Below are 25,400 nucleotides of genomic sequence, written 5' to 3' on the forward strand. Positions count from 1 at the left end.
CCTTCAATTGGTGAGCGCGTCTGCGCCGCGGACGGGAATGTGGGTGGCTATCAACACCGGACCGTTTTCCTGGGTTTTCTCCAGTTCGGTGGCGGGGCGGATCTGGCCACGTTCCGGGACAAACACAATGGATTCGTCCAGGGACTCCGGGGCGTTGACAAAGGAGCGGAAGCGGCGCAAACGCTCGGGGTCCGCCAAGGTGGCTGCCCATTCGTCCTGGTAGTTGTCCACGTGGGCCGCCATGGCCGCCTCGAGGTCTGCTGCGATGCCGAGGGAATCATTGACCACCACGTCCACCACATGGGCCAGGCCGCCGGGTAGCTCCTCCTGCCAGCGGGCAGTGCGCTGGAGCCTGTCCGCCGTGCGGATGTAATACATGAGGTACCGATCGATGTAGCGCACCAGGGTGTCCCCGTCCAGGTCCTTGGCCAGCAGCTGGGCGTGCGCCGGGGTGGCCCCGCCGTTGCCGCCAACGTACAGGTTCCAGCCGTCGGCTGTGGCGATGATGCCCACATCCTTGCCGCGCGCCTCGGCGCATTCGCGGGCACAGCCGGAGACGCCCAGCTTGATCTTGTGCGGGCTGCGCAGGCCCCGGTACCGCAGTTCCAACTCGATGGCCATGGCCACCGAATCCTGCACCCCGAACCGGCACCAGGTGGAACCGACACAGGATTTCACCGTGCGCAGGGACTTCCCGTACGCCTGCCCGGACTCCATGCCGGCGTCGATGAGGATCTTCCAAATCTGTGGCAGCTGCTCCAGCCGGGCCCCGAACAGGTCGATCCGCTGCCCGCCGGTGATCTTGGTGTACAGACCAAAGTCCTGGGCCACCTTGGCGATCACGGCCAGCTTGTCCGGGGTGATCTCACCGCCGGGAATGCGCGGCACCACCGAGTAGCTGCCATCCTTTTGCATGTTGGCCAGCGCGCGGTCGTTGGTGTCCTGGAGGGTGCCGCGGCCGGCGTCGAGCACGTATTCCCCGTGCTGGCTGGCCAGAATGTTGGCCACTGTGGGCTTGCAAATGTCACAGCCGCGGCCTGCTTGGGCGGTTTCATCGATGCCGAAGCGGGCCAGAATCTCGGGGAAGCTCTTGAGTTCCAGGGCGTGGACGGCCTCAAAGAGTTCCGGTCGGGACATGGCAAAGTGCTCGCACAGGGCCTTGGAGACGGCGATTCCTGACTTGGCCAGCTCGCCCTCCATGAGCTTTTGCAGCAGCGGCACGCAGGAACCGCATTGGGTGCCGGCCCGCGTGCAGGCCTTCAGGCCGGGCAGGTCCTGAACCGGGTCCTGCCCCTGGCACGTGCCGCAGCCGTTGACGGCGTCGCGGATGCCACCGGCCGTGACGTTGTTGCACGAACACAGGATGGCGTCGTCGGGAAGTTCGACGACGGGTGCGTCGCCTCCGCCTGCCGCCGACAGGAACGCTCCGGGTTCCGCCGGCAGCTCCCGGCCCAGCAGGGGGCGCAGGCTGGTGTAGGGGCTGGCGTCGCCAACAAAGATGCCGCCCAACAGGATCTTCGCATCGGAGCTGGTGACAATCTTTTGGTAGACGCCGCGGGCGGGATCGGCGTACACCACCTCCAGGCTGCCTTCGGAGCGGGCAAACGCGTCACCAAAACTGGCCACGTCCACGCCGGAGAGCTTGAGCTTGGTGGCAGTGTCAAAGCCGGGGAAGGTGGCGTCGCCGCCGTGCAGCCTGTCCGCCACGATCTCCGCCATGGTGTTGGCCGGGGCCACCAGGCCAAGGCACATGCCGCCAAAGTTGGCCACCTCACCGATCGCCCAAACGCGGGGGACTGTGGTTTTGCAACCGTCGGAAATGACCACTCCGCCGCGCGGGCCCAGCTCAAAACCGTGGTGGGCTGTGCCGTCGTCCCCCCGCGCCAATTCGTCGCGGGGGCGCACGCCCACGGCCACCACCACCAGATCGGCGGGCACCACCGAGCCGTCGGCCATCAGAACACCGGTGACCTGGCCGCCGTCGTCCGTCTGAATCGCCTCCGGGTACACCCCGGCCGTGGTGTTCATGCCCTTGGCCGCCACCAAACGGCCCAAGGCCTGGCCGGCGCCCTCATCCAGCTGGGCGTTCATGAGCCACTTGCCGCCGTTGATGACCACCGAGGCGGCGCCAAGCTTGATGAGCCCCGCGGCGGCCTCCAAGCCCAGCAGGCCGCCGCCAATGACGGCCGTGTTCACGGTACGGCCCAGCTTCGCACCGAGCAGGGCCAGCTGTTGGTTGAGGGTCCACACATCCTCAAGGGTGCGGTAAACATGGGTGTGTTCGGCGCCCGGAATGCTCAAACGGGTGGCGTCGGAGCCCGTGGCCAGGACCAGTTCGTCGTAGGGGTAGTGGGTCAGCACGCCGCCCGCCATGGTCTTCACCGTCTGGGTCTGTGGATCGATGGCGGCAACCTCAGCACCGCGGACCAGGGTCACGGCGGGGTGCTCCCACAGGGCAGGATCGCCCAGGGTCAGGTCCGTGTCCACGGCTGTCAGTGCCTGGCTCAGGGCCACCCGGTCATAGGGGGCGTGGGCCTCCTCGGTCAGGACCGTGAGATGCCAACCTGACAGTCCGCGGGCATGCATGGCTTCGGCAAAACGATGGGCGGCCGGGCCGCCGCCAACAACTACTATCCTGCGAAAAGCGTTTGCTGCCTGGGGGCTCGGGGTGTTCTGCGCGTTGGGCTGCGTCATGGCTGTGGCCTTTCCTCGGTTGGCCTAGTGCTGGCACCAACGTGTAGTCCCATGGTAGAAAACCGGCATTGCCTCGCCGTTTCGCTTATGTAACAGACAGTTAACGTCCACCTACCGGCCACCCCAAGCAGGCGGTGACACGGGATTTACGTCCCCGTCATGTGCGCGGCGGCGCGGCGAAACATGGCCTCCCTAGTGTGAAAGCTACGCAGTTTGGCCCTCCCAGCGAAGGAACGTTCATGGAAACAGTCATGGAAATGCCAGCCACCGGCTACGCGCCGCTTGCGGTTGACCCCGCGTGGGTCCGGGTCTGCCGGCTCGATGATCTGGCCGATTCCTGGGGCGAGGCAGCCCTGGTCAAGGGGCAGCAGCTAGCCCTGTTCCGGGTGGGTCGCGGGGACGTCTTTGCCGTGTCTCAGGCCGATCCGGCCACCCGCGCCCACGTCATGTCCCGCGGGATGGTGGGCTCGCGCGGGCGTACCCACACCATTGCCTCCCCGCTGCACAAGGAGGTCTACTCCCTGGCCACGGGGGAGTGCTTTGGCCGCCCCGAGCTGCACCTTGGCACGTATCCCGTGCGGGTGGTGGACGGCGTGGTTGAGGTTTCGGTTTAGAGCGGTTCCAGCCCCAGCTCCACGGTCGCCATGGTGAAGTGTGGGGCTCGGTCCCGCCGCGAACCGGTGATTTTTGCTCTCCTGGTACTTCGGCGAGGGCGAAAATCCCGAGTCCAGGTCAGGGCTGTGGGCTTTTCGGATTCCAAACAGCAGCTAATGCGATTTCCTGATTCCAAACAGCAGCTAATGCGGGTTGCGGACCGTCACACCCGCATTAGCTGCCGTTTGGAACCGAGATGATGCTCATCCCCCACCACCATCCCGGGAGGCGGATTCTTCGATTGACCACGCCGTGGGTCTCGTTCAAGGACGCTGACGGGACACACCTGATGTCGTTCTTGGCGAGCTGCGTCAAGAACTGACCCAGGCTAAGGTTTCGGTTTAGAGCGGTTCCAGCCCCAGCGACGCCTTGACATCGCGGACGACGGCGGCCAGCGCACGTTCGGCTTCCTGCTGGGCTGCCGGGAGCTGATCACGCCCGGCGACGGGCACAATTACTTCCAGGTAGCACTTGAGCTTTGGCTCGGTGCCGCTGGGCCGCACGATCACCCGGGTGCCGCTCTCGCTCAGGTAACTCACGCCGTCGGTCGCGGGAAGTTGGGGTGTCCCCACCGACAGATCGGTGAACTGGGCAATGGCCGAGCCGTCAAAGCCGGCCGGCGGCTGGGCCCGGAGCCTGGCCATCATGCTCTCAATCTCGGCAGGATCCTCCACCCGGATGCTGATTTGGTTGCTGGCGTGCAGGCCGTGGGCCAGGGCCAGATCATCCAGTACGTCCAAGAGCGTCCTGCCAACAGCCTTGAGTCCGGCGGCCATTTCAGCCACCAGCAGCCCGGCGGAGATGCCGTCCTTGTCTCGGACCACCTCCGGCGCCACACAGTAACCCAGGGCTTCCTCGTAGCCGTAGCTCAGGCCCGGCACGCGGGAAATCCACTTGAAACCGGTCAAGGTCTCGACGTGCTCATAGCCTGCTTCGCCAGCAATCCTGGCCAGGAGCCGTGAAGAAACAATGGAATTCGCAAACACGGGGGTTGCCGCGCCTGTGCCCTCGTCTCCGGCAATTCCTGTGCTCCCGACATGGCCGCCGCGGGCCACCACATGGGCGCCAAGCAGTGCGCCCACCTGGTCGCCATGCAGCTGACGCCACTGACCGCTGGAGGGGTCCTTGACTCCCACGGAAACCCTGTCGGCGTCGGGATCGTTGGCCAGAACCACATCCGCACCCACCTTTTCCGCTAGCGCAAAAGCCAAATCCATGGCGCCTGGCTCTTCCGGGTTGGGGAAGGAGACGGTGGGGAAGAAGGGGTCGGGTGCGGATTGCTCGGCCACGGCATGAATGTCCGTGAAGCCGGCACCGCGCAGCACCGCCAGCGCGGTCTCATGCCCCACCCCGTGCAGGGAGGTGTGCACTATGCGCAGTTCACGGTGCGGGAATGCGTCGCGGTCGGTAAATGCGGTGATGGTGTGCTCGTAGCTTTCCAGCAGCTGATGCGCCACCACGGTCCAGCCGCTTTCTGCCAACTCAATGGCTGAGGTGTCGCCCATCTCGGCCGTGTTTGACGCCGCGTCGATGTGCGCTGCGATTTGCGAATCGTGGGGCGCCACGATCTGGACGCCGCGGGCCTCCGGGGCCACCGCACGCCCACCCAGGTACACCTTGTAGCCGTTGTCCGCCGGCGGGTTGTGGCTGGCCGTAACCATGACGCCGGCCTCGCAGTCCATAGCCCGCACAGCATAGGCGAGGACGGGCGTTGGCAGGGCGGCGGGCAGCAGGAACGTTTCGATACCTGCGGCGGTAAAAATGGCCGCCGTCTCCTGGGCAAACACTTCCGAATTGTGGCGGGCGTCAAATCCCACAACAGCCCTGGGCTGGTAGGCGGTCGGCTGGGAGGCGGGCGGCTGGGAGGCGGGCGGCTGGGAGGCGGGCTCGCCCGCGGAGGAGGTTCCGGCGTCGTCCATCTCAGCCCGGGACATCTCAGCCTGGGCCGACTGTTCCTGGGCCAGCTCAGCCTGGGCCAGGGCCAGCAGGTGGGCCGCCACCCCGGCAGCAGCCCGGCGCACCACAATCCGGTTCATCCGGTTCGGGCCCGGACCCATGGCGGCCCGCAGCCCGGCCGTGCCAAATTGCAGATGGCCGGTAAAGCTGTCCGCCAGTTCCAGGGGCTCCTCGGCGATCCAGCTGTGCAGCCGGGCCGTCGTGGCGGGATCGGGATCGTGGCTGGCCCACTGCAGCGCAGCAGCCTTCAGGGCCTGCGTCTCGAGTGCGGCTTTGGACGTCGAGGTGGTGTCATCTACATGTCTCACCCCATAAATGTAGCCGCACTCGTTGGGGATGACGCTACATTTTGGCGATAATGTCTGCCAGCAAGGCCGAAATTCGGGGGCCAGCCGCCGCGCCAGCCTCGATAACTTCCGCATGGCTCAAGGGAACCGGGCTGATGCCGGCCGCCAGATTGGTCACCAAGGAGATGCCAAACACTTCCATGCCCGCTGCGCGCGCGGCGATGGCCTCCAACGCGGTGGACATGCCCACCAAATCAGCACCAATGCGCTTGGCGTACTGGACCTCAGCCGGAGTTTCGTAGTGCGGGCCGGTGAACTGTGCGTACACGCCCTCCGCCAGCGAGGGATCCACTTCACGGGCCAGTGCCCGCAGGCGCGTGGAGTAAAGGTCGGTCAGGTCCACAAACGTGGCGCCTTCCAGCGGTGAGGACGCCGTGAGGTTGATGTGGTCGCTGATCAACACGGGAGTGCCCGGCGTCCAATCCTCATTGAGCCCGCCGCAGCCGTTGGTCAGCACCAAGGTGGTGGCGCCGCAGGCAGCCGCCGTGCGCACGCCATGGACCACCGCGCGCACACCCTTGCCCTCATAGAAATGGGTCCGGGCGCCCAGCACCAGCACGTTTTTGCCGGCCGGGGTGCGGATGGAAGTCAGCGTGGCCACATGGCCCACGACGGCGGGCGCCGAGAAACCGGGCACCTCTGCGGCGTCCACGGCGGCTGTTACTTCGCCGATGAGTCCTGCCGCCTCACCCCAGCCTGACCCCAGTACTACGGCGATGTCGTGGTGGGTAACGCCCGTGTGTTCGGCAATGTACGCTGCGGCCTCGCGGGCCAGTTCGGTGGGATCTGTGTCCGCCGGAAAAAGTTGATTAGTCACGAAACCAACATACCGGCACCGCGGGCCTCCGTACACAAGCTCGAATAACTTGGTGCATGGCGCAAGCTAGGGAAGAATGAACAATTGTGACGAGCCAACAAGATGTCTTTCAGCCCTTTGCCCTTCCCAGCCTAGCCATCCTCGGTGGTGGACCAGGCGGTTATGAAGCCGCGATGGTGGCCGCCTCGATGGGTGCAACCGTGACCATTGTGGAGCGCGCCGGATTGGGTGGTGCGGCAGTCCTCACCGATGTGGTCCCGTCCAAGTCGCTGATTGCCGTGGCCGAGGCCATGAACCGCAGCGTGGATTCCACCGAGCTGGGTGTGAGCTTCGAGACACCCGAGGGCAACCCGAAGACCGTCATGCGTGCGGATCTGAAGAACATCAACGAACGCGTCATGCGTCTTGCCCGGGAACAGTCAACGGACATCCGCAACGGGCTCGAGGCCTTGGGCGTGAAGATTGTGATCGGCACCGGCCGGCTGTTGGACAACCGCACCATTGAAGTTGACCGCGGCGAGTCCAAGGAAATCATCAAGGCCGACGCCATCCTGGTCTCTGTGGGCGCCCACCCGCGTGAGCTTGCCACGGCCCAGCCCGACGGCGAACGCATCCTGAACTGGACCCAGATTTACGATCTGGAAGAGCTCCCCGAAGAACTCATTGTGGTGGGCTCCGGAGTCACGGGTGCCGAGTTCGCCTCAGCCTTCAACGGCCTGGGCTCCAAGGTCACCTTGATTTCCAGCCGTGAGCAGGTGCTGCCGGGTGAGGACTCCGACGCCGCCGCCGTGCTGGAGGACGTTTTTGCCCGCCGCGGCCTGCGCGTGCTGTCCCAGTCCCGCGCCGAGGCTGTGGAACGCACGGCCGACGGCGTGGTGGTCACCCTGGGCGACGGCAGCAAGGTCACCGGATCGCACTGCCTGGTCTGCGTGGGGTCCATCCCGAACACCACCGACATTGGTTTGGAGGCCGCCGGGGTTGAAGTCACCTCCAGCGGCCACATCAAGGTCGACGGCGTTTCCCGCACCAGTGCGCCCAACGTTTACGCGGCCGGCGACTGCACGGGCGTGTTCGCCTTGGCCTCGGTTGCTGCCATGCAGGGCCGCATCGCCGTGGCCCACCTGGGCGGCGACGGTGTGCGCCCCCTGAAACTGACGCAGGTTTCCTCCAACATTTTCACATCCCCCGAAATTGCCTCGGTGGGAGTCTCGGAAGCCGATCTGGCCTCCGGCAAGTACCAGGGCGACGTCATCAAGCTCTCCCTGCACACCAACGCCCGGGCCAAGATGCGCGGCGTCAACGACGGATTCATCAAGATCATTGCGCGCAAGGGCTCCGGCACAGTCATTGGTGGCGTTGTGGTGGGCGCTGGCGCGTGTGAGCTGATCTTCCCGATCGCCCTGGCCGTCACGCAAAAGCTGCACGTGGACGACGTCGCCAACACCTTCACGGTGTACCCCTCGCTTTCAGGCTCCATCGCCGAAGCGGCCCGCCGCCTCCACGTCCACATGTAACGTCCTTCCCAACCTCCCAAGCTCGGCCAGGATTTGATCTAAGCTCCCCGCCTCAACTGACCCGCAGTAGTGGTCGAAAAACACCGCGAAATCGCGTTTTTTCGACCACTACTGCGGGTCAGTTGCGATTTTTACACGGGGCGTGAACTGCCCGTTTTTGCGCCTAGAACATGTGGTTTGTGGCACAAGTGGGCTAGCGTAGCTTCATGACTAAATCACCCATAGCTGGGGCCGGGGCAGCTGCCCCGGCCCGGCGAGAGACCTTCTCTTCGCGCAAGCTCTTCATACTCTCGGCGATCGGCTCCGCCGTCGGGCTGGGCAATATCTGGCGCTTCCCTTATGTCGCCTACGAAAACGGTGGGGGCGCCTTCCTGGTTCCCTACCTGGTTGCACTGCTGTGCGCCGGCATACCCCTGCTGTTCCTGGACTACTCGATTGGGCACCGCTTCCGCGGCTCAGCCCCGCTGTCGTACCGCAGGCTGCACCGTGCCGCCGAGCCGCTGGGCTGGTGGCAGGTGCTGATCTGCTTCGTCATCGCCATCTACTATGCGGCGATCATTGCCTGGGCAGCCATGTACACCTGGTTTTCCGTGACCCAGGCTTGGGGGGATGACGCAGAGGGGTTCTTCTTCACCAACTACCTCCAGTCAGCCCCCGAGGCTGGCTTGTCCTTTGACTACGTATCCAATGTCTTCTTCCCGATGCTGGCCGTGTGGATCGTGGCCATTGTGATCATGGTGGCCGGTGTTAACAAGGGCATCTCACGCGCCAATGCCGTGTTCCTGCCGCTGCTGGTGGTCATGTTCGTGATCCTCGTGGTGCAGTCACTCTTCCTCGAAGGCGCCATGGAAGGCCTCAACGCTTTCTTCACCCCGGAATGGGCTGCTCTGAAGAACCCGAGTGTGTGGGCCGCGGCCTTCGGGCACATCTTCTTCTCCCTCTCAGTGGCCTTTGGCATCATGGTCACCTACTCCTCGTACCTCAAGCGCAAGACCGACCTGACCGGATCGGGCATGGTGGTGGCCTTCGCCAACTCCGGCTTTGAAATCCTTGCCGGCATTGGCGTTTTTGCTGCCCTTGGCTTCATGGCCGTGGCATCCGGAACGGCCGTGGACGAGGTCGCCTCCGGCGGCATCGGACTGGCGTTCGTGGCCTTCCCCACCATTGTTTCCGAAGCACCCTTCGGTGCAGTGTTGGGAGTCCTGTTCTTCGGCTCACTGGTCTTTGCCGGCTTGACCTCGTTGATCTCCATCCTGGAAGTCATCGTGGCGGCGTTCCAGGACAAGCTCGGGTGGAGCCGCAAGGTAGCCACCTTGGCCGTCACCATCCCGATCGCCCTGATTTCGCTGATTCTTTTCCCGACCACCACGGGCATCCACTTGCTGGACACCTCGGACGCGTTCGTGAACCAGTTCGGCATCCTCGCCTGTGCCCTGGTCACAGTTATCGTCGTCTCGGCCGGGCTCAGTAGCCTCCCGCGCCTGCAGAAGCACCTGAACAAGACCTCAACCATCAAGATGGGCGTCGGCTGGCGCGTTGTGGTTGGCGGCATTGTGCCGGTGGCCCTGGGCTACATGCTCATCAACGAGATCCAGACCAAGAGCACCGAGCAGTACTCGGGCTATCCGGCCTGGTTCAACGGGGTGTTCGGTTGGGGCATGGCGGGTGCGCTGATTGTGGGTGCAGTGCTTCTCTCCTTGATTCCCTGGAGCGAGAAGTCCAGGCTCCACGATGCCGAGTACGACGAGTTCAACGAAGCCGCCGAACGTGACGGCGACGTTGACAACAACCGAGAGAAGGTTCAATCATGACCCCGGTAGCCATCACCATGATGATCATTGCCTTGTTGACGATTTGGGGCGGGCTGGCCTTGGCCATGTGGAACTTGGCCCGCCACCCGGAAGATGAGGATCAGCTTCCGGCCCCCGAGGAAATGCCGCACGAGCTCTAGCGGCGACGACCGCGCCAACTGACCCGCAGAAAACGCCGAAAATCACGGTAAAACCGTGAATTTTCGGCGTTTTCTGCGGGTCAGTTGTGAAGTTGTGAAGTTGTGAAGTTGTGAAGTTGGTTTTAGGCGGGGGCGAAGTGCTTCTCGATCAGCTCCTTGAGCTCTCCGTGGCAACCACCACAACCCGTTCCTGCCCGGGTAACCGCAGAGACTTCCGCAACGGTCGAGCAGCCGCGGGCGGCGGCGGCCGTGATGGTTTCCTCCGCCACACCGGCGCACCGGCACACTGTCCGGGCCGGATCCGCCGTGGCCGCAGTGTCCCTGTCGGGGCCGTCCAGACGCAGCAGGGCCGACCTGTCTGCCGGGAGTTCGGAGCCGCGTTCAAAGAGCAGCGTGAGCTCGGCGCCCGTGCGGGGCATGCCCACGCTGATGAAGCCGGCCAGTACCCCGTCGCGGGTGCTCATTTTCACGTATTTTCCGTGCTCGGGGTCAGCCCACTGGCTCACGGACAGGCCCGGAACGGGATCGAACGGCCCGGCCTGCACTTCCCCGGCGGCCGCAACATCCACGCCCCGCGCCTTGAGCATCATGACCGGGGCACGCTCGGCCGGCAGCGGCACTGCCAAAGATCCCGTCAGGAAGTCCGCGAGCCATTCGGCCTGCCGCCAGCCGGGGCCAATCAGCCCCAGCGGCCCATCACTGGCAGCACAGTCGGCGCAGTCGGAGTCCAAGCAGCGGACCTGCGCGCAGTCGCCCATGGCAAAAACGTTCGGATCGTGCAGGGCAGCGAGCCGGTGGTCCACCAGAATTCCCCGGTCCGTGGCCAGTCCAGCTCCAGCCGCCACCTCAACGCGAGGCCGCACGCCACAGGAAAGCACCAGCAGATCACCCTCAACGGGAGCACCACTTTCCTGCAGCAGGGCAGAGAACCGAAGTTCGCCGTCGTGCCCGGGGCTCAGCTGCACCCCCACAGAGCGGGCGTTCGAGATGACGGTGATGCCGCTGCTGCGCAGGGCTGCGGCCAGGGTGTGCCCGGCCCCGGCGTCGATGCTCCGCGCCAATGCGTGCGTGCCGTGGTGAACGACAGTCACGCTGGCGCCCTCATCCTGCGCCGCCAGCGCCGCCTCCAGGCCCAGAATTCCACCGCCCAGCACCACCACTTTTGCCTTGCGGTCGACGGCGTCGCTCAGCTGGGCGGCGTCGGCCAGATCCCGCAGCGCCGTGACGCCCCGGGGCAGCGCAACCCGGGCGGCCGGGTCAGGGTTGAGACCGTGCAGGGGTGGCACCACGGGGCGCGCGCCGGTGGCGAACACCAATTTGCTGTAGCGAAGGGAGGTGCCGTCCGCCAACCGCACCTGTTGGCGGGCCCGGTCCAGGCGCAGCACCCGCGTGCCCAGGTGAACGTTGACGCCCGCCGCCACAAGTTCCGCGGCATCCGAGAGCGCAATGGCTGCAGCGGTGGTGCGCCCCACGCCAAGATCGGCCACCAGCACGCGGTTATAGGCGGCGGCAGATTCCTCGCCGATGACGGTGAGCGCCACAGCGCCGCTGCGGACGGCGGGGAGCAGCTGGTCCACGAACCTGGCGGCAACAGGCCCATAGCCCACAACAACTATGTGCAGGGGTGTGTTCGTCATGGCTCCTCCTTCAGTAGTGCTTCGGTGGTGCTTCAGTTTTGCGACAGTGCTGTGACGGTGACTGCGCTTGCCTTGAATTCGGGCATCCCCGAGATGGGGTCGATGGCCTGGCTGGTCAACAAATTCGCGTTCTCGTCCTGGGCAAAATGAAAGGGCAAAAAAACGGTGTCGGAGCGGATGGCAGTGCTGTGTTTGGCCTGGCACCGCACCGTTCCGCGGGTGTTGGCAACGGTGACCATGCCGCCGTCGGAAATTCCACGGGACGCCGCAGCCAGGGGATGGATGAGCAGTTGGGCGCGGGGCACGGCGCCGGCCAGCTCGGCCACGCGGCGGGTCTGGGCCCCGGATTGGTAGTGCTCCAGCAGCCGCCCCGTCACCAGGGCCAGCGTTGCACCGGTGAAAAGCGGGTCCCGCGCCGGGTCCGCGGAGGGGGAGACGGGCGTCAGCACCGCGCGGCCGTCCGGGTGGGCAAAGGCGTCCAAAAATAGCCGGGGCGTGCCCGTGCTGCCGGCGGGGTAGGGCCAGTAGGCAGGCTCACCGGAATCGAGCAGCGCATAGTCAATGCCGGAGTAGTCGGCCAGACCCCCGGCGGAAGCGGCCCGCAACTCGGTGAAGACGGTTTCGGGGTCGGCGCTGAAGACGGACGGCGCGTTGAGCCTGCAGGCCAGTTCAGCCATGATCCACAGCTCCGAACGCGCCCCCAGGGGCGGGGTCAGCGCGGCCCGACGGCGCAGCACCCGGCCCTCCAGATTGGTCATGGTGCCCTCCTCCTCGGCCCATTGCAGGACCGGCAGCACCAGATCCGCCTCCTGCGCCGTCTCCGACATGAAGAAATCACACACCACCAAAAAATCCAGGGCACGCAAGCCTTTCAGCACCTGGCTGGCGTTGGGGGCCGACACAGCCACATTGGCCCCGTGAATGAAGAAGGTGCGCACCCCGTTTGGCTTGCCCAGCGACGCCAAGAGTTCGACGGCGGGAAGTCCCGGCCCCGGGATCAGCGCCGGATCCACGCCCCACACCTTCGCCACATGCTTCCGGGCTGCGGGATCGGTGATCTTGCGGTAGCCGGGGAGCTGGTCGGCCTTTTGGCCATGTTCCCGGCCGCCCTGTCCATTGCCCTGACCCGTCAGCGTGCCGTAACCGCTGTTGGCGGAGCCGGGCAGGCCCAGGATCAGGGCCAGATTGATGGCAGCCGTGGCGGTGTCCGTGCCGTCGACGTGCTGCTCCACGCCGCGCCCGGTCAGGATGTAGCTGCCGCCGCCGCGTGCCCCTTGTGCCAACAGGCGTACTGTTTCGCGCAGCAGGTGCACGGGAACGCCGGTGATCGATTGGACTCGTTCCGGCCACCACTGGGCCACGCTGCGGGCCACGGCCTGGTAGCCCGCAGTTCTGCTGGCAACGAAGCCTGCATCCGCAAAACCGTCGTGGATGGCGATGTGGCTCAGGCCTAGCAGCAGGACCAGATCCGTGGCCGGGACGGGCGCCAGGTGCAGGCCGGCGCCGTCGGCCGTGAAATCTGCAGTGGCCGTGCGCCGGGGGTCCACCACCACCAAGCCGCCGGCAGCGCGGGCACCCTGGAGGTGCTGGATGAACGGGGGCATGGTCTCGGCAACATTTGAACCAAGCAGCAATACGGCGTCGGCCCTGTCCAAGTCCTCGAGCGGAAACGGCAGGCCCCTGTCCAGGCCAAAGGCCCTGTTGCCGGCGGCGGCAGCCGAGGACATGCAAAACCGGCCGTTGTAGTCGATCCTTGAGGTGCCCAGGGCCAGCCGGGCAAACTTGCCCAACTGGTAGGCCTTCTCATTGGTCAGCCCGCCACCGCCAAACACACCCACGGCATCCGGGCCATGGCTTGCGCGGGTCCGCTGCACCTGGTCCGCAATCAGGTCCAGTGCCAGTGTCCACGGCACCGGGCGGTGAATTCCGTCCCGGCCCCGGAGCAGGGGAGTGGTGACCCGTTCGGGATGGCCCAGCAGGGCTGCCGCTGTCCACCCCTTGCGGCACAGCCCTCCGCGGTTGGTGGGGAAGTCACGGCCCGTGATGACGGGCCCCGGCGTGGCTGGTGTTGGGGCTCCCGCTCTTGCTGGTCCTGTCGCGGCCGGCGTCACCGTCATGGCGCACTGCAGTGCGCAATAGGGACAGTGGGTGTCCGTGGCGTTCGAGGGCACCGTCACTAGACGCTTCCCAGCTTGGCGGCGGAGGAGGGGCGCAGGTACACGGCCCAGGTCACTGCCATGAGCACCAGATACGCGGCCACAAAGGCGAGGAAGGCGTTCTCGTAACCACCTGTGGCCTGGCGGGAGGCGTTGAGGACCTGCGGAACCAAGAATCCGCCGTAAGCGCCAATCGCGGAGATGATGCCCAGCGCGGCCGACGCCTTGCGGGCGGCACTCATTTTGCCGCCGTCGTCCGACTTGGACCGCAGCGCGAACACCATGGGGATCATGCGGTACGTGGAGCCGTTGCCGGCGCCTGCCGCGGCGAAGAGCACCAGGAACAGGATCAGGAACAGCCCGAAACTGCCCAGCGGGAGGGTGAGGAGCTGGGCCAGTGCCGTGAGGGCCAGGACGCCGAAGCAGGCCACTGTGACCCGGGCACCGCCCCAGCGATCGGCCAGTTTCCCGCCAAAGGGACGGGCCAGGGAACCCACCAGTGCGCCCAGGAAGGCCAACGAGATGATGGCCGGGCCAATGGGGATGCCCACGCCGGAGCCAAAGGAATCCACAATCAGTTTCGGGAAAACGGCCGCAAAGCCAATGAACGAGCCAAACGTGCCAATGTACAGCAGTGCCAGAATCCACAGGTGCGGTTCGCGCAAGGAGGCCAGCGAACCGGCAATGTCCGACTTGGCGCTGGCCAGATTGTCCATGTACCTCCAGGCACCCCACGCGGCGATCAGGATCAGCGGCACCCACATGAGCCCGGCAAGCGGGAGTCCAAGGGTGCCGGCGGCGAGGAAGGTGACTGCCAGCGGGACCATGAATTGTGCGACGGCGGCGCCCAAGTTCCCGCCCGCGGCGTTTAGTCCCAGCGCCCAACCCTTTTCGCGGGCCGGGAAGAAGTAGGTGATGTTCGCCATCGAGGAGGCGAAGTTGCCGCCACCCAGGCCCGCCAGTGCCGCAACTGCCAGCATGGTGCCGAACGGAGTGGTGGGATCGCTGAGGCACCAGGCCATGCCCAGTGTGGGTATGAGCAGGAGCAATGCCGAGATGATGGTCCAGTTGCGCCCGCCAAATTTCGCCACCATGAAGGTGTACGGGATGCGCAGGGTGGCTCCCACCAGGGATGGGATGGAGATGAGCCAGAACAGTTCTGCAGAGCTGAAGGTGAAGCCTGCGCCGGGCAGGAACACCACCACTATGGACCACAGCTGCCACACCACGAAGCCCAGGAACTCGCAGGCGATGGACCACCAAAGATTGCGCCTGGCGATGGCCCGGCCCGCGGTTTCCCATTGCGCCGTGTCCTCGGCGTCCCAACCGTGCAGCCACCGTCCCGGTGTGCCCGTCAGTGCCGCGCCGGTGGTTCCGGCGCTGGTTCCGGCCTGAACCATTGAGCCGTTCATGTTCTCTACAGACATGACATGCCTCCCTCTTCGCTTCGCTGTGTGATCGTCGCTGTGTTTCCAACCCTGTGTTTCCAACCCTGTGTGATCAACGTTAGGGAGGCGGCGTTTCGGGGGCCGTCACCGGGTGTGAAATCGTTGTGACATTTCCCTATCCACGCGCGGCCCGGCGTTGTTAGGCTGCGTCTGCAACGCACCCGAATGTCCAAATAGTGGCGCTAGTTGTCCAATGGGTGGACGCTACCTATAGAGTTGACGGTCGCACAAAGTATCGCCAACGCCTTGTATCGGTTCACAAATGTCTGACAGGGCCCTTAGAGAAAGCCGAACCATGAGCACTCCCCAAAAAGCGGAGACAGTGGAGATTCCACAAGCGAATAGCCGAGGACGGGTCATCGTGGCCAGCCTTATTGGCACCACTGTTGAGTTCTACGACTTTTATGTTTATGCCACAGCAGCGGTCTTGGTCTTCCCGGCCCTGTTCTTCCCCAATGCCGAGGGCTCCGTTGCCCTGCTGAGCTCCTTCGCCATCTTCGGTGTGGCGTTCATTGCCAGGCCGCTGGGATCCATTGTGTTTGGCCACTTCGGTGACAAGTTTGGCCGCAAGGGCACGCTGGTGGCGTCCCTGCTGACCATGGGCATTGCCACCTTCCTCATTGGCTGCCTGCCCACGGCTTCGGTGCCGGGTTGGACTTTCTGGGCACCGGCCCTGCTGGTGGTCATGCGATTCATGCAGGGCCTGGCCCTTGGCGGCGAGTGGAGCGGTGCAGCGCTGCTGGCCACCGAAAACGCCCCCGCGGGCAAGCGAGCCATCTACGGCACGTTCCCGCAGCTGGGCGCACCCATTGGCTTCATCCTGGCCAACGGCATCTTCTTGGCCCTGAGCCTTGGCCTGACCACTGAACAGTTCACCTCGTGGGGCTGGCGCATTCCGTTCCTGCTCAGCGCCGTCATGGTCATCATTGGCCTGTACGTCCGCCTGAAGCTGGTTGAAACCCCGGCCTTCCAGAACGTGATCGACGCCGGCGAAGTGTCCAAGCTGCCCGTTGGCCGGGTCTTCAAGACCAGCTGGCGCCCCCTGATCATTGGCACCTTCGTCATGCTCGCCACGTACGTGTTGTTCTACCTCATGACAACCTTCACGCTTTCCTACGGCACAGCTCCCGCCACCCTTGAGGCCGCCAAGGCCAAGGCCCAGGCAGCCGGCAAGCCCATGAGCGCCGACGCCATCGCCGCCTGGGTTCCCGGCCTGGGCTACACCCGCAACGAGTTCCTGATCATGCTCATCATTGGCGTGGTGTTCTTCGGCATCTTCACCCTGGTTTCGGGCCCGTTGGCTGAGAAGTTTGGCCGCCGCAAGACCCTGCTCTGGGTCACCGGAGGCATCCTGGTCTTCGGTCTGACCTTTGTGCCGCTGTTCGGTGCCGGCATGGTGGGCGTCATGGCCCTGTTGATCATCGGCTTCACCTTGATGGGACTCACCTTTGGCCCCATGGGTGCCCTGTTGCCTGAACTCTTCCCCACCAATGTGCGCTACACGGGATCGGCCATCAGCTACAACATGGCCAGCATCCTGGGAGCGGCCGTGGCCCCGTTCATCGCCGTTGCCTTGTGGCAGAGCGCCGATGGCAGCCCCGTGCTGGTAGGCGTGTACCTCTCCTCCATGGCAGTGCTGACCTTGATAGCCCTGTTCATCATGAAGGAAACCCGCGACCTGGACTACACCACCAACGTCAGCTGACCCCTCCTCCGATTCCAACGCTCCTGCAATAGTGGGGGTGTTTTGGCAGACGCTCCTTCAGAAAAGGGGCACAAATGCGAAACGCTCGCTCACCAATTTCCATTGGTGAGCGAGCGTTTCGCATTTACGCCCCATATGTGAGCGAGGGTTGGTCTGGTTAGTCCTCGATGGTGGCCAGGACTGCTCCTGCGGCGACGGTGTCACCGGCTGCTGCACTGAGCCCGGTCACGGTACCTGCCTTGTGGGCCGTGAGGGGCTGCTCCATCTTCATGGCCTCCAGCACCACAATAAGGTCACCCTCTGCCACGACGTCCCCATCAGCGACAGCCACCTTCACGATGGTGCCCTGCATGGGGGAGGCCAGCGCGTTGCCGTTGGCGGCCGCCGGGCCAGCACTGCGGTTGCGACCGGCCTTCTTGGCCTTCTTGGCGCCACCACCGTTGGAAACGCTGCCCACAGCGAACTGTGCCGGCAACGTCACTTCAAGCCGCTTGCCACCCACCTCGACGGTGACGCTTTGGCGCGTTCCGGCGTCGTCCGCGGCACCGGAAACACCTGAGAGGTCGAAGGCGGGGATGGTGTTGTTGAACTCGGTCTCGATCCAGCGGGTGTGCGTGGTGAACGCGGCGCCGTTGGCCGGGGCGAAGGCGGGGTCAACGACCACTGCGCGGTGGAAGGGCAGCACGGTGGGCAGGCCGCCGACCTGCATTTCCTCCAGTGCCCGGCTGGAACGCTGGAGCGCCTGTTCGCGGGTGGCCCCGGTGACAATGAGCTTGGCCAGCATGGAGTCGAAGTTGCCGCCGATGACCTCGCCGGCGGTGATGCCGGAATCGACGCGGACACCGGGGCCCGTGGGCAGTGTCAGCGTGGTGACGGTGCCGGGGGCCGGCATGAAGCCGCGGCCCGGATCTTCGCCGTTGATGCGGAACTCGAAGGAGTGGCCGCGGACTTCGGGGTCGCCGTAGCCCAGTTCCTCGCCGCGGGCGATGCGGAACTGCTCGCGCACCAGGTCAATGCCGGTGACCTCTTCGGAGATGGTGTGCTCCACCTGGAGGCGGGTGTTGACCTCGAGGAAGGAGATGGTGCCGTCGGTGCCCACGAGGAATTCGCAGGTGCCGGCGCCAACGTAATTGGCTTCCTTCATGATGGCCTTGGACGCTTCATAAAGGCGCTTGTTCTGGTCATCGGTAAGGAACGGTGCGGGGGCTTCCTCCACCAGTTTCTGGTTGCGGCGCTGCAGGGAGCAATCCCTGGTGGAGACGACGACGACGTTGCCCGCCGCATCTGCCAGGCACTGGGTTTCCACGTGGCGGGGGGCGTCGAGGAAGCGCTCCACGAAGCACTCGCCGCGGCCAAAGGCTGCGACGGCTTCGCGGACTGCCGACTCGTACAGTTCGGGGATTTCTTCACGGGTGCGGACAACTTTAATGCCGCGTCCGCCGCCGCCATAGGCTGCCTTGATGGCCAAGGGCAGGCCGAACTCTTCAGCGAAGTCCAGGACTTCCTGGGTGGAGGCCACCGGGTTCTTGGTGCCGGGCACCAGGGGTGCGCCAACCTTTTCGGCAATGTGGCGGGCCTGGACCTTGTCACCCAGCGCGGCGATGGCTGCGGGGGAGGGGCCAATCCAAATCAGGCCGGCGTCGATAACCTTCTGGGCGAAATCGGCGTTTTCGGCCAGGAAGCCGTAGCCGGGGTGGACGGAGTCGGCGCCCGACTGCTTTGCGGCGTCGAGGATCTTCTCCATGACCAGGTAGGAGTCTGCTGCGGTTGACCCGCCGAGCGCGAAGGCTTCATCGGCCATGCGCACGTGCAGTGCGTCCCGGTCCGGCTCAGCGTAGACAGCAACGGAGGTGATGCCTTCGTCGCGGGCCGCCCGGATGATGCGGACGGCAATTTCACCGCGGTTGGCGATCAGGACTTTGCTCAGCTTTTGCGCACTGGCGGACTGTGAAATGCTCACACGAGACTCCTTCTATTCTTCACAGAGCCTAGCGTGACTATGTGGAATTTCCTCACACATCATGCCTATTATGCGTGTGCGTGACGGTTCTTTTGTGGAGAACCTACAAAATGGTCTTAGTTAGTCCCCGGCCATTAGTCCCCGGCAATGAGGCGCAGTGTGGCGATGTGGTGTTCCCATGCCTGATGCCCGACGGCGGTCAGCTTCACCGAGGTGCGGGGAAACTTGCCCACAAAGGCCTTCTTGACCTCAATGAAGCCAGACTTTTCAAGCGTGGAGAGCTGCTTGCTGAGCACGGAGTCGCTTACCTGGATGGTGTTGCGCAGGTCCTTGAAATCCATGGTTTCGGTCCTGGCCAGGGCCGCGGCAATGGAAAACCTGACGGGCTGGTGCAGCACTTCACTGAGTTCGTGGCGGGGGTGCTGGGTTCCCTGCTGTTCCTGCGGGGCTGGGCTCTCTGCTTGGGCTGGCTGCTTACTCATGCGCGCAACTCGCGGAATGCTGCGGCGACGCCGGTTGCCGCGAGGATGACTGCGGCACTGATGTAGTAGGCCAGGCTGCCGTTGGGAAACGCCAGGGCTCCCGTGGCGATGGCGGCTACGTAGAGCGCGAAGTACGCGATGAGCGATGTGGCGAATCGCTTGGAGAAGCCGGCCTTGGTGGTGCGCAGCATAAACGTCCAGGTGAAGGCTGTGATCATGGCCCAGACGCCCACGCTCATGGCCAGCAGCGGGGCCCCGTAGTCGGTGTGGGCAACAATGTGAAAGCCGATCATCATCATGGAGCCGATGATGGCCAGCGAGTTGAACACCATGGCGGTTGGCCAGCCGGCGGCACTGGTGGCCGTGCTGCCGATGCCTTCGGCCCGGGCGAGGAGCTCGCGGGCTTCTGCGGCCGAGGGGGAGCTGTTCTGCCGAGTCATGGACATGCCTTTCGCTGACGTTGTGTTGCCTGATGACACAACTATATGAAAGTACTTTCCATTCCGTCAAGTAGTTTCTGTGGCGTCCCTGAAATTATGCGTGAAACCCGCTGTGGGTTCTGCGCATAAATGCGTATGCGCAGAACTCACGGTGGGTTCCACGCCTACGTTCATGATTTTGGCCGCTCAGGCCCACAGCTCCGTGATGGAAACGCCCGTTTTGGCCAGCAGCCGCCGCAGCGTGGAAATGGACAGCCCAACCACCGTATGTGGGTCACCATCCACGCCGCTGATGAACGCCCCGGCCAGACCGTCAATCGTGAATCCGCCCGCCACCTGCAGGGGTTCGCCCGTGGCAACATAGGCGAGAATTTCGGCGTCGGACACGTCCTCAAAGTGGACCACGGCGCTGTTGATCTCGCCGTGCGCAACTGATTCCCGGCCGGCAGCGTTGATGAGCCAGTGGCCGGTGTGGAGCACGCCCGACTTGCCGCGCATGAGCTGCCAGCGTTCAAGGGCGACGGCGGCCTCCCAGGGTTTGCCGTACGGCTCGCCGTCGAACTCAAAGACCGAATCGCAGCCCACCACGAGTCCGTCGGACATGCCAGCGGCCACGGCCTCGGCCTTGGCACGGGCCAGGAGCAGCGCTGTTTCGGCGGGGGTCAACGGGCCGGCGGCGGCACTGACGGCGTCCTCATCCACGTCCGAGACAAGAATGCTGTGCACAATTCCGGCGTCGGAGAGCAGTTTGGTGCGGGCGGGGGACTTGGAGGCCAGAACAAGGCGTGCGGGTGTGGTCATGATTCAAGCTTAGGCTCGGTTGTTGCGCGGAACGTTTGAAAGAGCGCCTGGCACTGATTTTGGCGGTTCAACAGCTGTGCCACAGATCGGAGTTACTGCTGGGAGGCGGGCACGAAGCCGTCCACCAGCCGGGAGCGGATCAGGAAACGTTTGCCCTCCGGCACCTCGACGGAGAAACCGCTGCCCCGGCCGGCCACCACATCCACCGTCAAGTGGGTGTGCGACCAATAGTTGAACTGTTCCTTCGACATCCAAAACTCCACGGGCCCGCACCCGGGGAGCTCAAAGAGGCCCAGCAGGATGTCAGCTTCTGCCGTGATGAACTCGCCCGCCGGGTAGCACATGGGGGAAGAGCCGTCACAGCAGCCGCCGGACTGGTGGAACATGAGCGGGCCGTGGATGCCCCACAGTTTTTGCAGCAGTTCCACGGCCGTGCCGCTCAGGGCAACCCGGGACTGTGTTTCGCCCGGGATGGTGATGGCGGCATCCAAAACTTGGCTCATGGTGTGGCTCGATTCGGCAATTGCATTCGACGGGCAAACTGGGACAAATGGGTGCGCCGGGCACCTGCGGAAGGTGCCCGGCGTCGTGCTTGGTAAGGCCCTAAGGTGAGGGAGCGTGCCTAGTAGGCGATGACCACTCGACCGTCAATCGCACCGGCCTTCATCTCCTCCAGCACCTCGTTGATTTCGCCTAAGCTGCGGGTGGAGACGGTGGGGTGGATCAGGCCGCGGGCGTAGAAGTCGATGGCCTCGGTCATGTCCTGGCGGGTGCCCACGATGGAGCCGCGGATGGTCAGGCCCTTGAGTACCACTTCAAAGATGGGCGCCGGGAAATCGCCCGGCGGCAGACCGTTGAACACGATGGTGCCGCCGCGGCGGGTCATGCCGATGGCCTGGCCAAACGCTGCCGGGTGGACCGCCGTGACCAGCACGCCGTGGACGCCGCCGGTTTGGCGCTGGATGGCCTCCACCGGGTCCTCATCCCGGGCGTTGACGGTGATTTCGGCGCCGTGCTTGCGGGCCAAGGCCAGCTTGTCCTCGGCAATATCCACGGCTGCAACACGCAGGCCCATGGCCACGGCGTACTGGACAGCAATGTGCCCCAGCCCGCCAATGCCGGAGATGACAACCCACTGGCCCGGGCGGGCCTCAGTCATCTTCAAGCCCTTATAGACAGTGACGCCGGCACACAGTACTGGCGCAATCTCCACGGGGTCGGCGCCCTCGGGGATGCGCGGGGCGAACTCGGCATCGACCAGCATGTACTCGCCAAAGGAGCCGTCCACGCTGTAACCTCCGTTTTGCTGGGACTCGCACAGAGTTTCCCAGCCGGTGCGGCAGAATTCACAGTCGCCGCACGCGCTCCACAGCCAGGCGTTGCCCACACGGTCGCCAACCGCCAAGGAGGTGACGCCGTCGCCCAAGGCAACCACTTCACCCACGCCTTCATGGCCGGGCACGAACGGCGGGCTGGGCTTGACGGGCCAGTCACCTTCGGCAGCGTGCAGATCCGTGTGGCAGACGCCGCTGGCGATCAACTTCACTAGAGCTTGGCCCGGCCCGGGGGTGGGCAGCGGGTATTCCTCAATTCTGAGGGGTGCGCCGAATTCCTTGACAACTGCTGCATGCATCGTGGTCATGTGGTTCTCCAATGAACGTGGTGATGACGGGCGTGCGCCGGGCACCTGGGGCAGGTGCCCGGCGTCGAGCGTGGAAAAGGTGCAGGAGCGTTCCCGAAAAACGCCCCGTTAGTGAGCGAGCGTCGGTGAAAACAGCCCCGTTAGTGAGCGAGCGTCGGGAGGGGGTTTTAGAAGAAGCCGAGTTTGTCCTCGCTGTAGCTGACCAGCAGGTTCTTGGTCTGCTGGTAGTGGTCCAGCATCATGGCGTGGTTTTCGCGGCCGATGCCGGAGGACTTGTAACCGCCAAACGCTGCACCGGCGGGGTAGGCATGGTAGTTGTTGACCCAGACGCGCCCGGCCTGGATCTCACGGCCCGCCCGGTAGGCCACATTGCCGTTGCGTGACCAGACACCGGCGCCCAGGCCGTAGAGGGTGTCGTTGGCGATGTGCAGCGCGTCGGCGTAGTCGTCGAACTTGGTCACCGCGAGCACCGGGCCAAAGATCTCCTCCTGGAAGATGCGCATGTCATTGGTGCCTTCGAAGATGGTGGGCTTGACGTAGTAGCCGCCGGCCAGATCTCCGGGCAGGATGTTGCGCTCGCCGCCGGTGAGCAGCGTGGCGCCCTCCTGCTTGCCAATGTCCATGTAGGAGAGGATTTTCTCCATCTGGTCGTTGGAAGCCTGGGCGCCGATCTGGGTGTCGGTGTCCAGTGGGTTGCCCTGGATGATTGCCTCGGTGCGGGCCACGGCGTCGGCCATGAACGCCTCATACATGGAGGCCTGGACCAGGGCGCGTGAGGGACAGGTGCAGACCTCGCCCTGGTTGAAGGCGTAGAGCGTGAAGCCTTCAAGGGCCTTGTCGTAGAACGCGTCGTTCTTGTCCATGACGTCGTCGAAGAAGATGTTGGGGCTCTTGCCGCCGAGCTCCAGCGTGACAGGGATCAGGTTCTGCGACGCGTACTGGCTGATGAGCCGGCCCGTGGTGGTCTCACCGGTGAACGCGATTTTGCGGATGCGCTTGCTGGAGGCGAGCGGCTTGCCGGCCTCCACACCGAAGCCGTTGACCACGTTGATGACGCCGGCGGGCAGGATGTCGGAGAGGAGTTCCATCAGGACCAGGATGGAGGCGGGTGTTTGCTCCGCTGGTTTAAGCACGACGGCGTTTCCCGCGGCGAGTGCCGGGGCCAGCTTCCATACGGCCATCAGGATGGGGAAGTTCCAGGGGATGATCTGGCCCACCACGCCGAGCGGCTCATGGAAGTGGTAGGCCGTGGTGTTGTCATCGAGCTGGGTCAGGCGGCCCTCCTGGGCGCGGACCACGGAGGCGAAGTAGCGGAAGTGGTCTGCCGCGAGCGGGATGTCGGCGTTGAGGGTTTCGCGCACGGCCTTGCCGTTGTCCCACGATTCGGCCACGGCCAGGAGCTCAACGTTTTCATCGATCCGGTCTGCCACCTTGTTCAGGATGGCTGCACGTTCGGCGGCCGATGTCTGCCCCCAACTCGGGGCCACCTTGTGGGCTGCGTCCAGGGCGAGTTCAATGTCCTCGGCCGTACCGCGGGCCACCTCGCAGAACACCTTGCCGGTGACGGGTGTGATGTTTTCAAAGTATTCACCCTTGACGGGGGCAACCCATTCGCCGCCAATCCAGTTTTCGTAACGGTCCTTGAAGGTGACCTTTGAGCCTGGCTGGCCGGGCTGTGCATAAACAGTCATTGTCTAAACTCCTCTGCGTGGGGGACGTCGATGTCCTTGCCCAGAACAGTACGGGGAGTCACGTTGCAAGCACGTTGCAAGGTCCGGGGCCCACTAGTCTGGGATGCTTCTATAACTGTCAAGGGTTGACCGGGTCATGCCATAGGGGACTAGCCCGGTAGCCGGCTACTGATCCCGGGAGTTTAAAGAAGAAGTGGCCAACCAATCAAGGCGGTTAGCCACCTCCCAGAAAAGAGAATACACACACGCACTGACACGCAACATATACCCACCGTTCGCGGCCACCACCAGGCAACCCCAGTGAAAGGTTCCCTGACCGCGTGACACCACCAACTCACCCGGCCCGGCACCCGGACAACCAAATATCTCCTCACAAGAACCACCGCGGCCTAGAGGCACACACAAAAATTTGCACCAGATCCCCAGCAACGTCTTAAGCGCCGCGTGTCCGGCCAGCAGCGATCACTAAGGCAGATGACTACGATGACGTGCCGCTAAACCAATGCGAGCCACAAGGTAGATCCCGAGCCAACCGCAAAAGGCGACCAAACTCAACCGTCCGAAGACGACTTGACGAGATTTCGGAGAGTGGCTATATTTTTTCTCGTAAGAAAAAGAGAACGGAAGTTCCCCCGCCCAAAGTAGTTGAAGTTGCTTGTCTAGGGGGAAGCGCCGTTGCAGCAAATCTGGCCGTCAAGCAGTAGGAGACGGACACAAGCAACACCAGCAGTATGTGGTTGTCGACAGCTTGAGATGACCACAGCAGTACCAGCAGTACCGGACCGTCAAACAGTAGGAGACGGACACAGCAACACCAGCAGTATGTGGTTGTCGACAGCTTGAGATGACCACAGCAGGACCCGGAAAGCGTGGTCGTCGGACAGCTTGAGACGACCACAGCAGGACCAGCAGTACCGGACCGTCAAGCAGTAGGAGACGGACACAGCAACACCAGCAGTATGTGGTTGTCGACAGCTTGAGAAGACCACAGCAACACAAGTAATGGCAATACCAGCATTATGAGAAGTGCCCGTAGTACCGGACCGTCAAGCAGTAGGAGACGGACACAGCAACACCAGCAGTACGTGGTTGTCGACAGCTTGAGACGACCACAGCAGTACCGGACCGTCAGGCAGTGGGAGACGGACACAGCAACACCAGCAGTATGTGGTTGTCGACAGCTTGAGACGACCACAGTAACGCACCTTATGGGGCGGGCAAAGCAAGTGCATCGGTATGCATTCCTTGCCCGCCCCGCACCTTTTTTGCTATGGGTTGCGTCGCTACTCGGTCGGCATTCTCAACAGGGGTGGGTAGGAACTGAACCCCCAATTATGGGCGTTGCCAAAGCCGCTACCTGGCGATTGAACAGGTCCAGAGCAACGATGCTCATGTCTCCTCCAATATCGACGGTTACTGTCAGTCATGTGACGCATCGAAAGGGTTACCGCTTGGCAGGTCTGTAATGAGCCACGCCAGTGTTCATGGCGGGCAGGCTTCTTATC

At 64.1% G+C, this 25,400-nt stretch carries 18 protein-coding genes; 5 read left to right on the forward strand and 13 right to left on the reverse strand.

The features are described 5' to 3' along the window. Positions 1-3: 3 nt before the first annotated feature. On the reverse strand, positions 4-2,694 hold the full coding sequence (gene nirB, locus CVS27_RS03500; RefSeq protein WP_103464346.1) for a nitrite reductase large subunit NirB: 2,691 nt from the start codon (positions 2,692-2,694) through the stop codon (positions 4-6). Positions 2,695-2,933: 239 nt separating this feature from the next. Between nirB and nirD the strand changes: the two genes are divergently transcribed. After that, the gene (gene nirD / locus CVS27_RS03505; protein WP_103464347.1) at positions 2,934-3,308 is read left to right on the forward strand and encodes a nitrite reductase small subunit NirD; all 375 of its coding nucleotides are present in this window, start codon (positions 2,934-2,936) and stop codon (positions 3,306-3,308) included. Positions 3,309-3,689: 381 nt separating this feature from the next. Here the strand turns inward: nirD and CVS27_RS03510 are convergent, their stop codons facing one another. Both CVS27_RS03510 and CVS27_RS03515 read right to left on the reverse strand, forming a co-directional pair. After that, positions 3,690-5,612 (reverse strand): phospho-sugar mutase, encoded by a 1,923-nt coding sequence (locus tag CVS27_RS03510; RefSeq protein ID WP_370739462.1) that lies wholly within the window; start codon positions 5,610-5,612, stop codon positions 3,690-3,692. A 34-nt stretch (positions 5,613-5,646) separates the two neighbouring features. Then, positions 5,647-6,468, reverse strand: coding sequence for a purine-nucleoside phosphorylase (locus CVS27_RS03515; protein ID WP_103464349.1), 822 nt, complete (start codon positions 6,466-6,468; stop codon positions 5,647-5,649). Between the two features lie 86 nt (positions 6,469-6,554). Here CVS27_RS03515 and CVS27_RS03520 point away from each other — a divergent pair, with 86 nt between their 5' ends. The 3 genes from CVS27_RS03520 (at position 6,555) to CVS27_RS03530 (ending at position 9,933) form a co-directional block, all read left to right on the forward strand. Beyond that, complete coding sequence (locus CVS27_RS03520) at positions 6,555-7,982, forward strand: NAD(P)H-quinone dehydrogenase (protein ID WP_103464350.1); 1,428 nt, start codon at positions 6,555-6,557, stop codon at positions 7,980-7,982. Positions 7,983-8,188: 206 nt separating this feature from the next. Next, on the forward strand, positions 8,189-9,793 hold the full coding sequence (locus CVS27_RS03525; RefSeq protein ID WP_103464351.1) for a sodium-dependent transporter: 1,605 nt from the start codon (positions 8,189-8,191) through the stop codon (positions 9,791-9,793). Continuing rightward, complete coding sequence (locus CVS27_RS03530; RefSeq protein ID WP_103464352.1) at positions 9,790-9,933, forward strand: methionine/alanine import family NSS transporter small subunit; 144 nt, start codon at positions 9,790-9,792, stop codon at positions 9,931-9,933. The genes CVS27_RS03525 and CVS27_RS03530 overlap by 4 nt, the downstream gene beginning before the upstream one ends. A gap of 122 nt (positions 9,934-10,055) precedes the next feature. Here the strand turns inward: CVS27_RS03530 and CVS27_RS03535 are convergent, their stop codons facing one another. Genes CVS27_RS03535 through CVS27_RS03545 form a run of 3 tightly spaced genes read right to left on the reverse strand, consistent with a single transcriptional unit; the run spans position 10,056 to position 15,153 of the window. Next, complete coding sequence (locus tag CVS27_RS03535; RefSeq protein WP_103464353.1) at positions 10,056-11,570, reverse strand: FAD-dependent oxidoreductase; 1,515 nt, start codon at positions 11,568-11,570, stop codon at positions 10,056-10,058. A 32-nt stretch (positions 11,571-11,602) separates the two neighbouring features. Further along, positions 11,603-13,687 carry a molybdopterin oxidoreductase family protein gene (locus CVS27_RS03540; RefSeq protein ID WP_103464430.1) on the reverse strand — a complete coding sequence of 695 codons (2,085 nt, stop codon included), beginning with the start codon at positions 13,685-13,687 and terminating at the stop codon, positions 11,603-11,605. Positions 13,688-13,746: 59 nt separating this feature from the next. Continuing rightward, positions 13,747-15,153 (reverse strand): MFS transporter, encoded by a 1,407-nt coding sequence (locus CVS27_RS03545; protein ID WP_103464354.1) that lies wholly within the window; start codon positions 15,151-15,153, stop codon positions 13,747-13,749. Between the two features lie 316 nt (positions 15,154-15,469). Between CVS27_RS03545 and CVS27_RS03550 the strand changes: the two genes are divergently transcribed. Next, entirely contained in the window at positions 15,470-16,879 is a 1,410-nt protein-coding gene (locus CVS27_RS03550; RefSeq protein ID WP_103464355.1) for an MFS transporter, read from the forward strand. Between the two features lie 157 nt (positions 16,880-17,036). Here CVS27_RS03550 and CVS27_RS03555 read toward each other — a convergent pair whose 3' ends face one another. The 7 genes from CVS27_RS03555 to exaC all read right to left on the reverse strand — a co-directional run bounded on the left by CVS27_RS03555 (position 17,037) and on the right by exaC (position 23,895). Further along, the gene (locus CVS27_RS03555; RefSeq protein WP_103464356.1) at positions 17,037-18,839 is read right to left on the reverse strand and encodes an acetyl/propionyl/methylcrotonyl-CoA carboxylase subunit alpha; all 1,803 of its coding nucleotides are present in this window, start codon (positions 18,837-18,839) and stop codon (positions 17,037-17,039) included. Between the two features lie 134 nt (positions 18,840-18,973). Next, positions 18,974-19,321 carry a winged helix-turn-helix domain-containing protein gene (locus tag CVS27_RS03560; protein ID WP_103464357.1) on the reverse strand — a complete coding sequence of 116 codons (348 nt, stop codon included), beginning with the start codon at positions 19,319-19,321 and terminating at the stop codon, positions 18,974-18,976. Next, positions 19,318-19,761 (reverse strand): hypothetical protein, encoded by a 444-nt coding sequence (locus tag CVS27_RS03565; protein WP_103464358.1) that lies wholly within the window; start codon positions 19,759-19,761, stop codon positions 19,318-19,320. The genes CVS27_RS03560 and CVS27_RS03565 overlap by 4 nt, the downstream gene beginning before the upstream one ends. A 186-nt stretch (positions 19,762-19,947) precedes the next feature. After that, positions 19,948-20,562, reverse strand: coding sequence for a Maf family protein (locus CVS27_RS03570; RefSeq protein WP_103464359.1), 615 nt, complete (start codon positions 20,560-20,562; stop codon positions 19,948-19,950). A 92-nt stretch (positions 20,563-20,654) separates the two neighbouring features. Continuing rightward, positions 20,655-21,065: a DUF779 domain-containing protein gene (locus CVS27_RS03575; RefSeq protein ID WP_103464360.1), complete on the reverse strand. Its 411-nt coding sequence runs from the start codon at positions 21,063-21,065 to the stop codon at positions 20,655-20,657. Positions 21,066-21,184: 119 nt separating this feature from the next. Beyond that, on the reverse strand, positions 21,185-22,195 hold the full coding sequence (adhP, locus tag CVS27_RS03580) for an alcohol dehydrogenase AdhP (RefSeq protein ID WP_103464431.1): 1,011 nt from the start codon (positions 22,193-22,195) through the stop codon (positions 21,185-21,187). 176 nt (positions 22,196-22,371) lie between these two features. After that, complete coding sequence (gene exaC, locus CVS27_RS03585; protein ID WP_103464361.1) at positions 22,372-23,895, reverse strand: acetaldehyde dehydrogenase ExaC; 1,524 nt, start codon at positions 23,893-23,895, stop codon at positions 22,372-22,374. Positions 23,896-25,400 lie beyond the last annotated feature (1,505 nt).

This window comes from Arthrobacter glacialis, assembly GCF_002909445.1.
GTDB lineage: Bacteria > Actinomycetota > Actinomycetes > Actinomycetales > Micrococcaceae > Specibacter > Specibacter glacialis.

Bases quoted from the DNA above. Each gene is read 5' to 3' on its own strand.
- CVS27_RS03535 (WP_103464353.1), bottom strand. From the start codon at position 11,570: ATGACGAACACACCCCTGCACATAGTTGTTGTGGGCTATGGGCCTGTT.
- CVS27_RS03545 (WP_103464354.1), bottom strand. From the start codon at position 15,153: ATGTCTGTAGAGAACATGAACGGCTCAATGGTTCAGGCCGGAACCAGC.
- CVS27_RS03540 (WP_103464430.1), bottom strand. From the start codon at position 13,687: ATGACGGTGACGCCGGCCGCGACAGGACCAGCAAGAGCGGGAGCCCCA.
- exaC (WP_103464361.1), bottom strand. From the start codon at position 23,895: ATGACTGTTTATGCACAGCCCGGCCAGCCAGGCTCAAAGGTCACCTTC.
- adhP (WP_103464431.1), bottom strand. From the start codon at position 22,195: ATGCATGCAGCAGTTGTCAAGGAATTCGGCGCACCCCTCAGAATTGAG.
- CVS27_RS03575 (WP_103464360.1), bottom strand. From the start codon at position 21,065: ATGAGCCAAGTTTTGGATGCCGCCATCACCATCCCGGGCGAAACACAG.
- nirB (WP_103464346.1), bottom strand. From the start codon at position 2,694: ATGACGCAGCCCAACGCGCAGAACACCCCGAGCCCCCAGGCAGCAAAC.
- nirD (WP_103464347.1), top strand. From the start codon at position 2,934: ATGGAAACAGTCATGGAAATGCCAGCCACCGGCTACGCGCCGCTTGCG.
- CVS27_RS03565 (WP_103464358.1), bottom strand. From the start codon at position 19,761: ATGACTCGGCAGAACAGCTCCCCCTCGGCCGCAGAAGCCCGCGAGCTC.
- CVS27_RS03560 (WP_103464357.1), bottom strand. From the start codon at position 19,321: ATGAGTAAGCAGCCAGCCCAAGCAGAGAGCCCAGCCCCGCAGGAACAG.
- CVS27_RS03525 (WP_103464351.1), top strand. From the start codon at position 8,189: ATGACTAAATCACCCATAGCTGGGGCCGGGGCAGCTGCCCCGGCCCGG.
- CVS27_RS03550 (WP_103464355.1), top strand. From the start codon at position 15,470: ATGAGCACTCCCCAAAAAGCGGAGACAGTGGAGATTCCACAAGCGAAT.
- CVS27_RS03530 (WP_103464352.1), top strand. From the start codon at position 9,790: ATGACCCCGGTAGCCATCACCATGATGATCATTGCCTTGTTGACGATT.
- CVS27_RS03570 (WP_103464359.1), bottom strand. From the start codon at position 20,562: ATGACCACACCCGCACGCCTTGTTCTGGCCTCCAAGTCCCCCGCCCGC.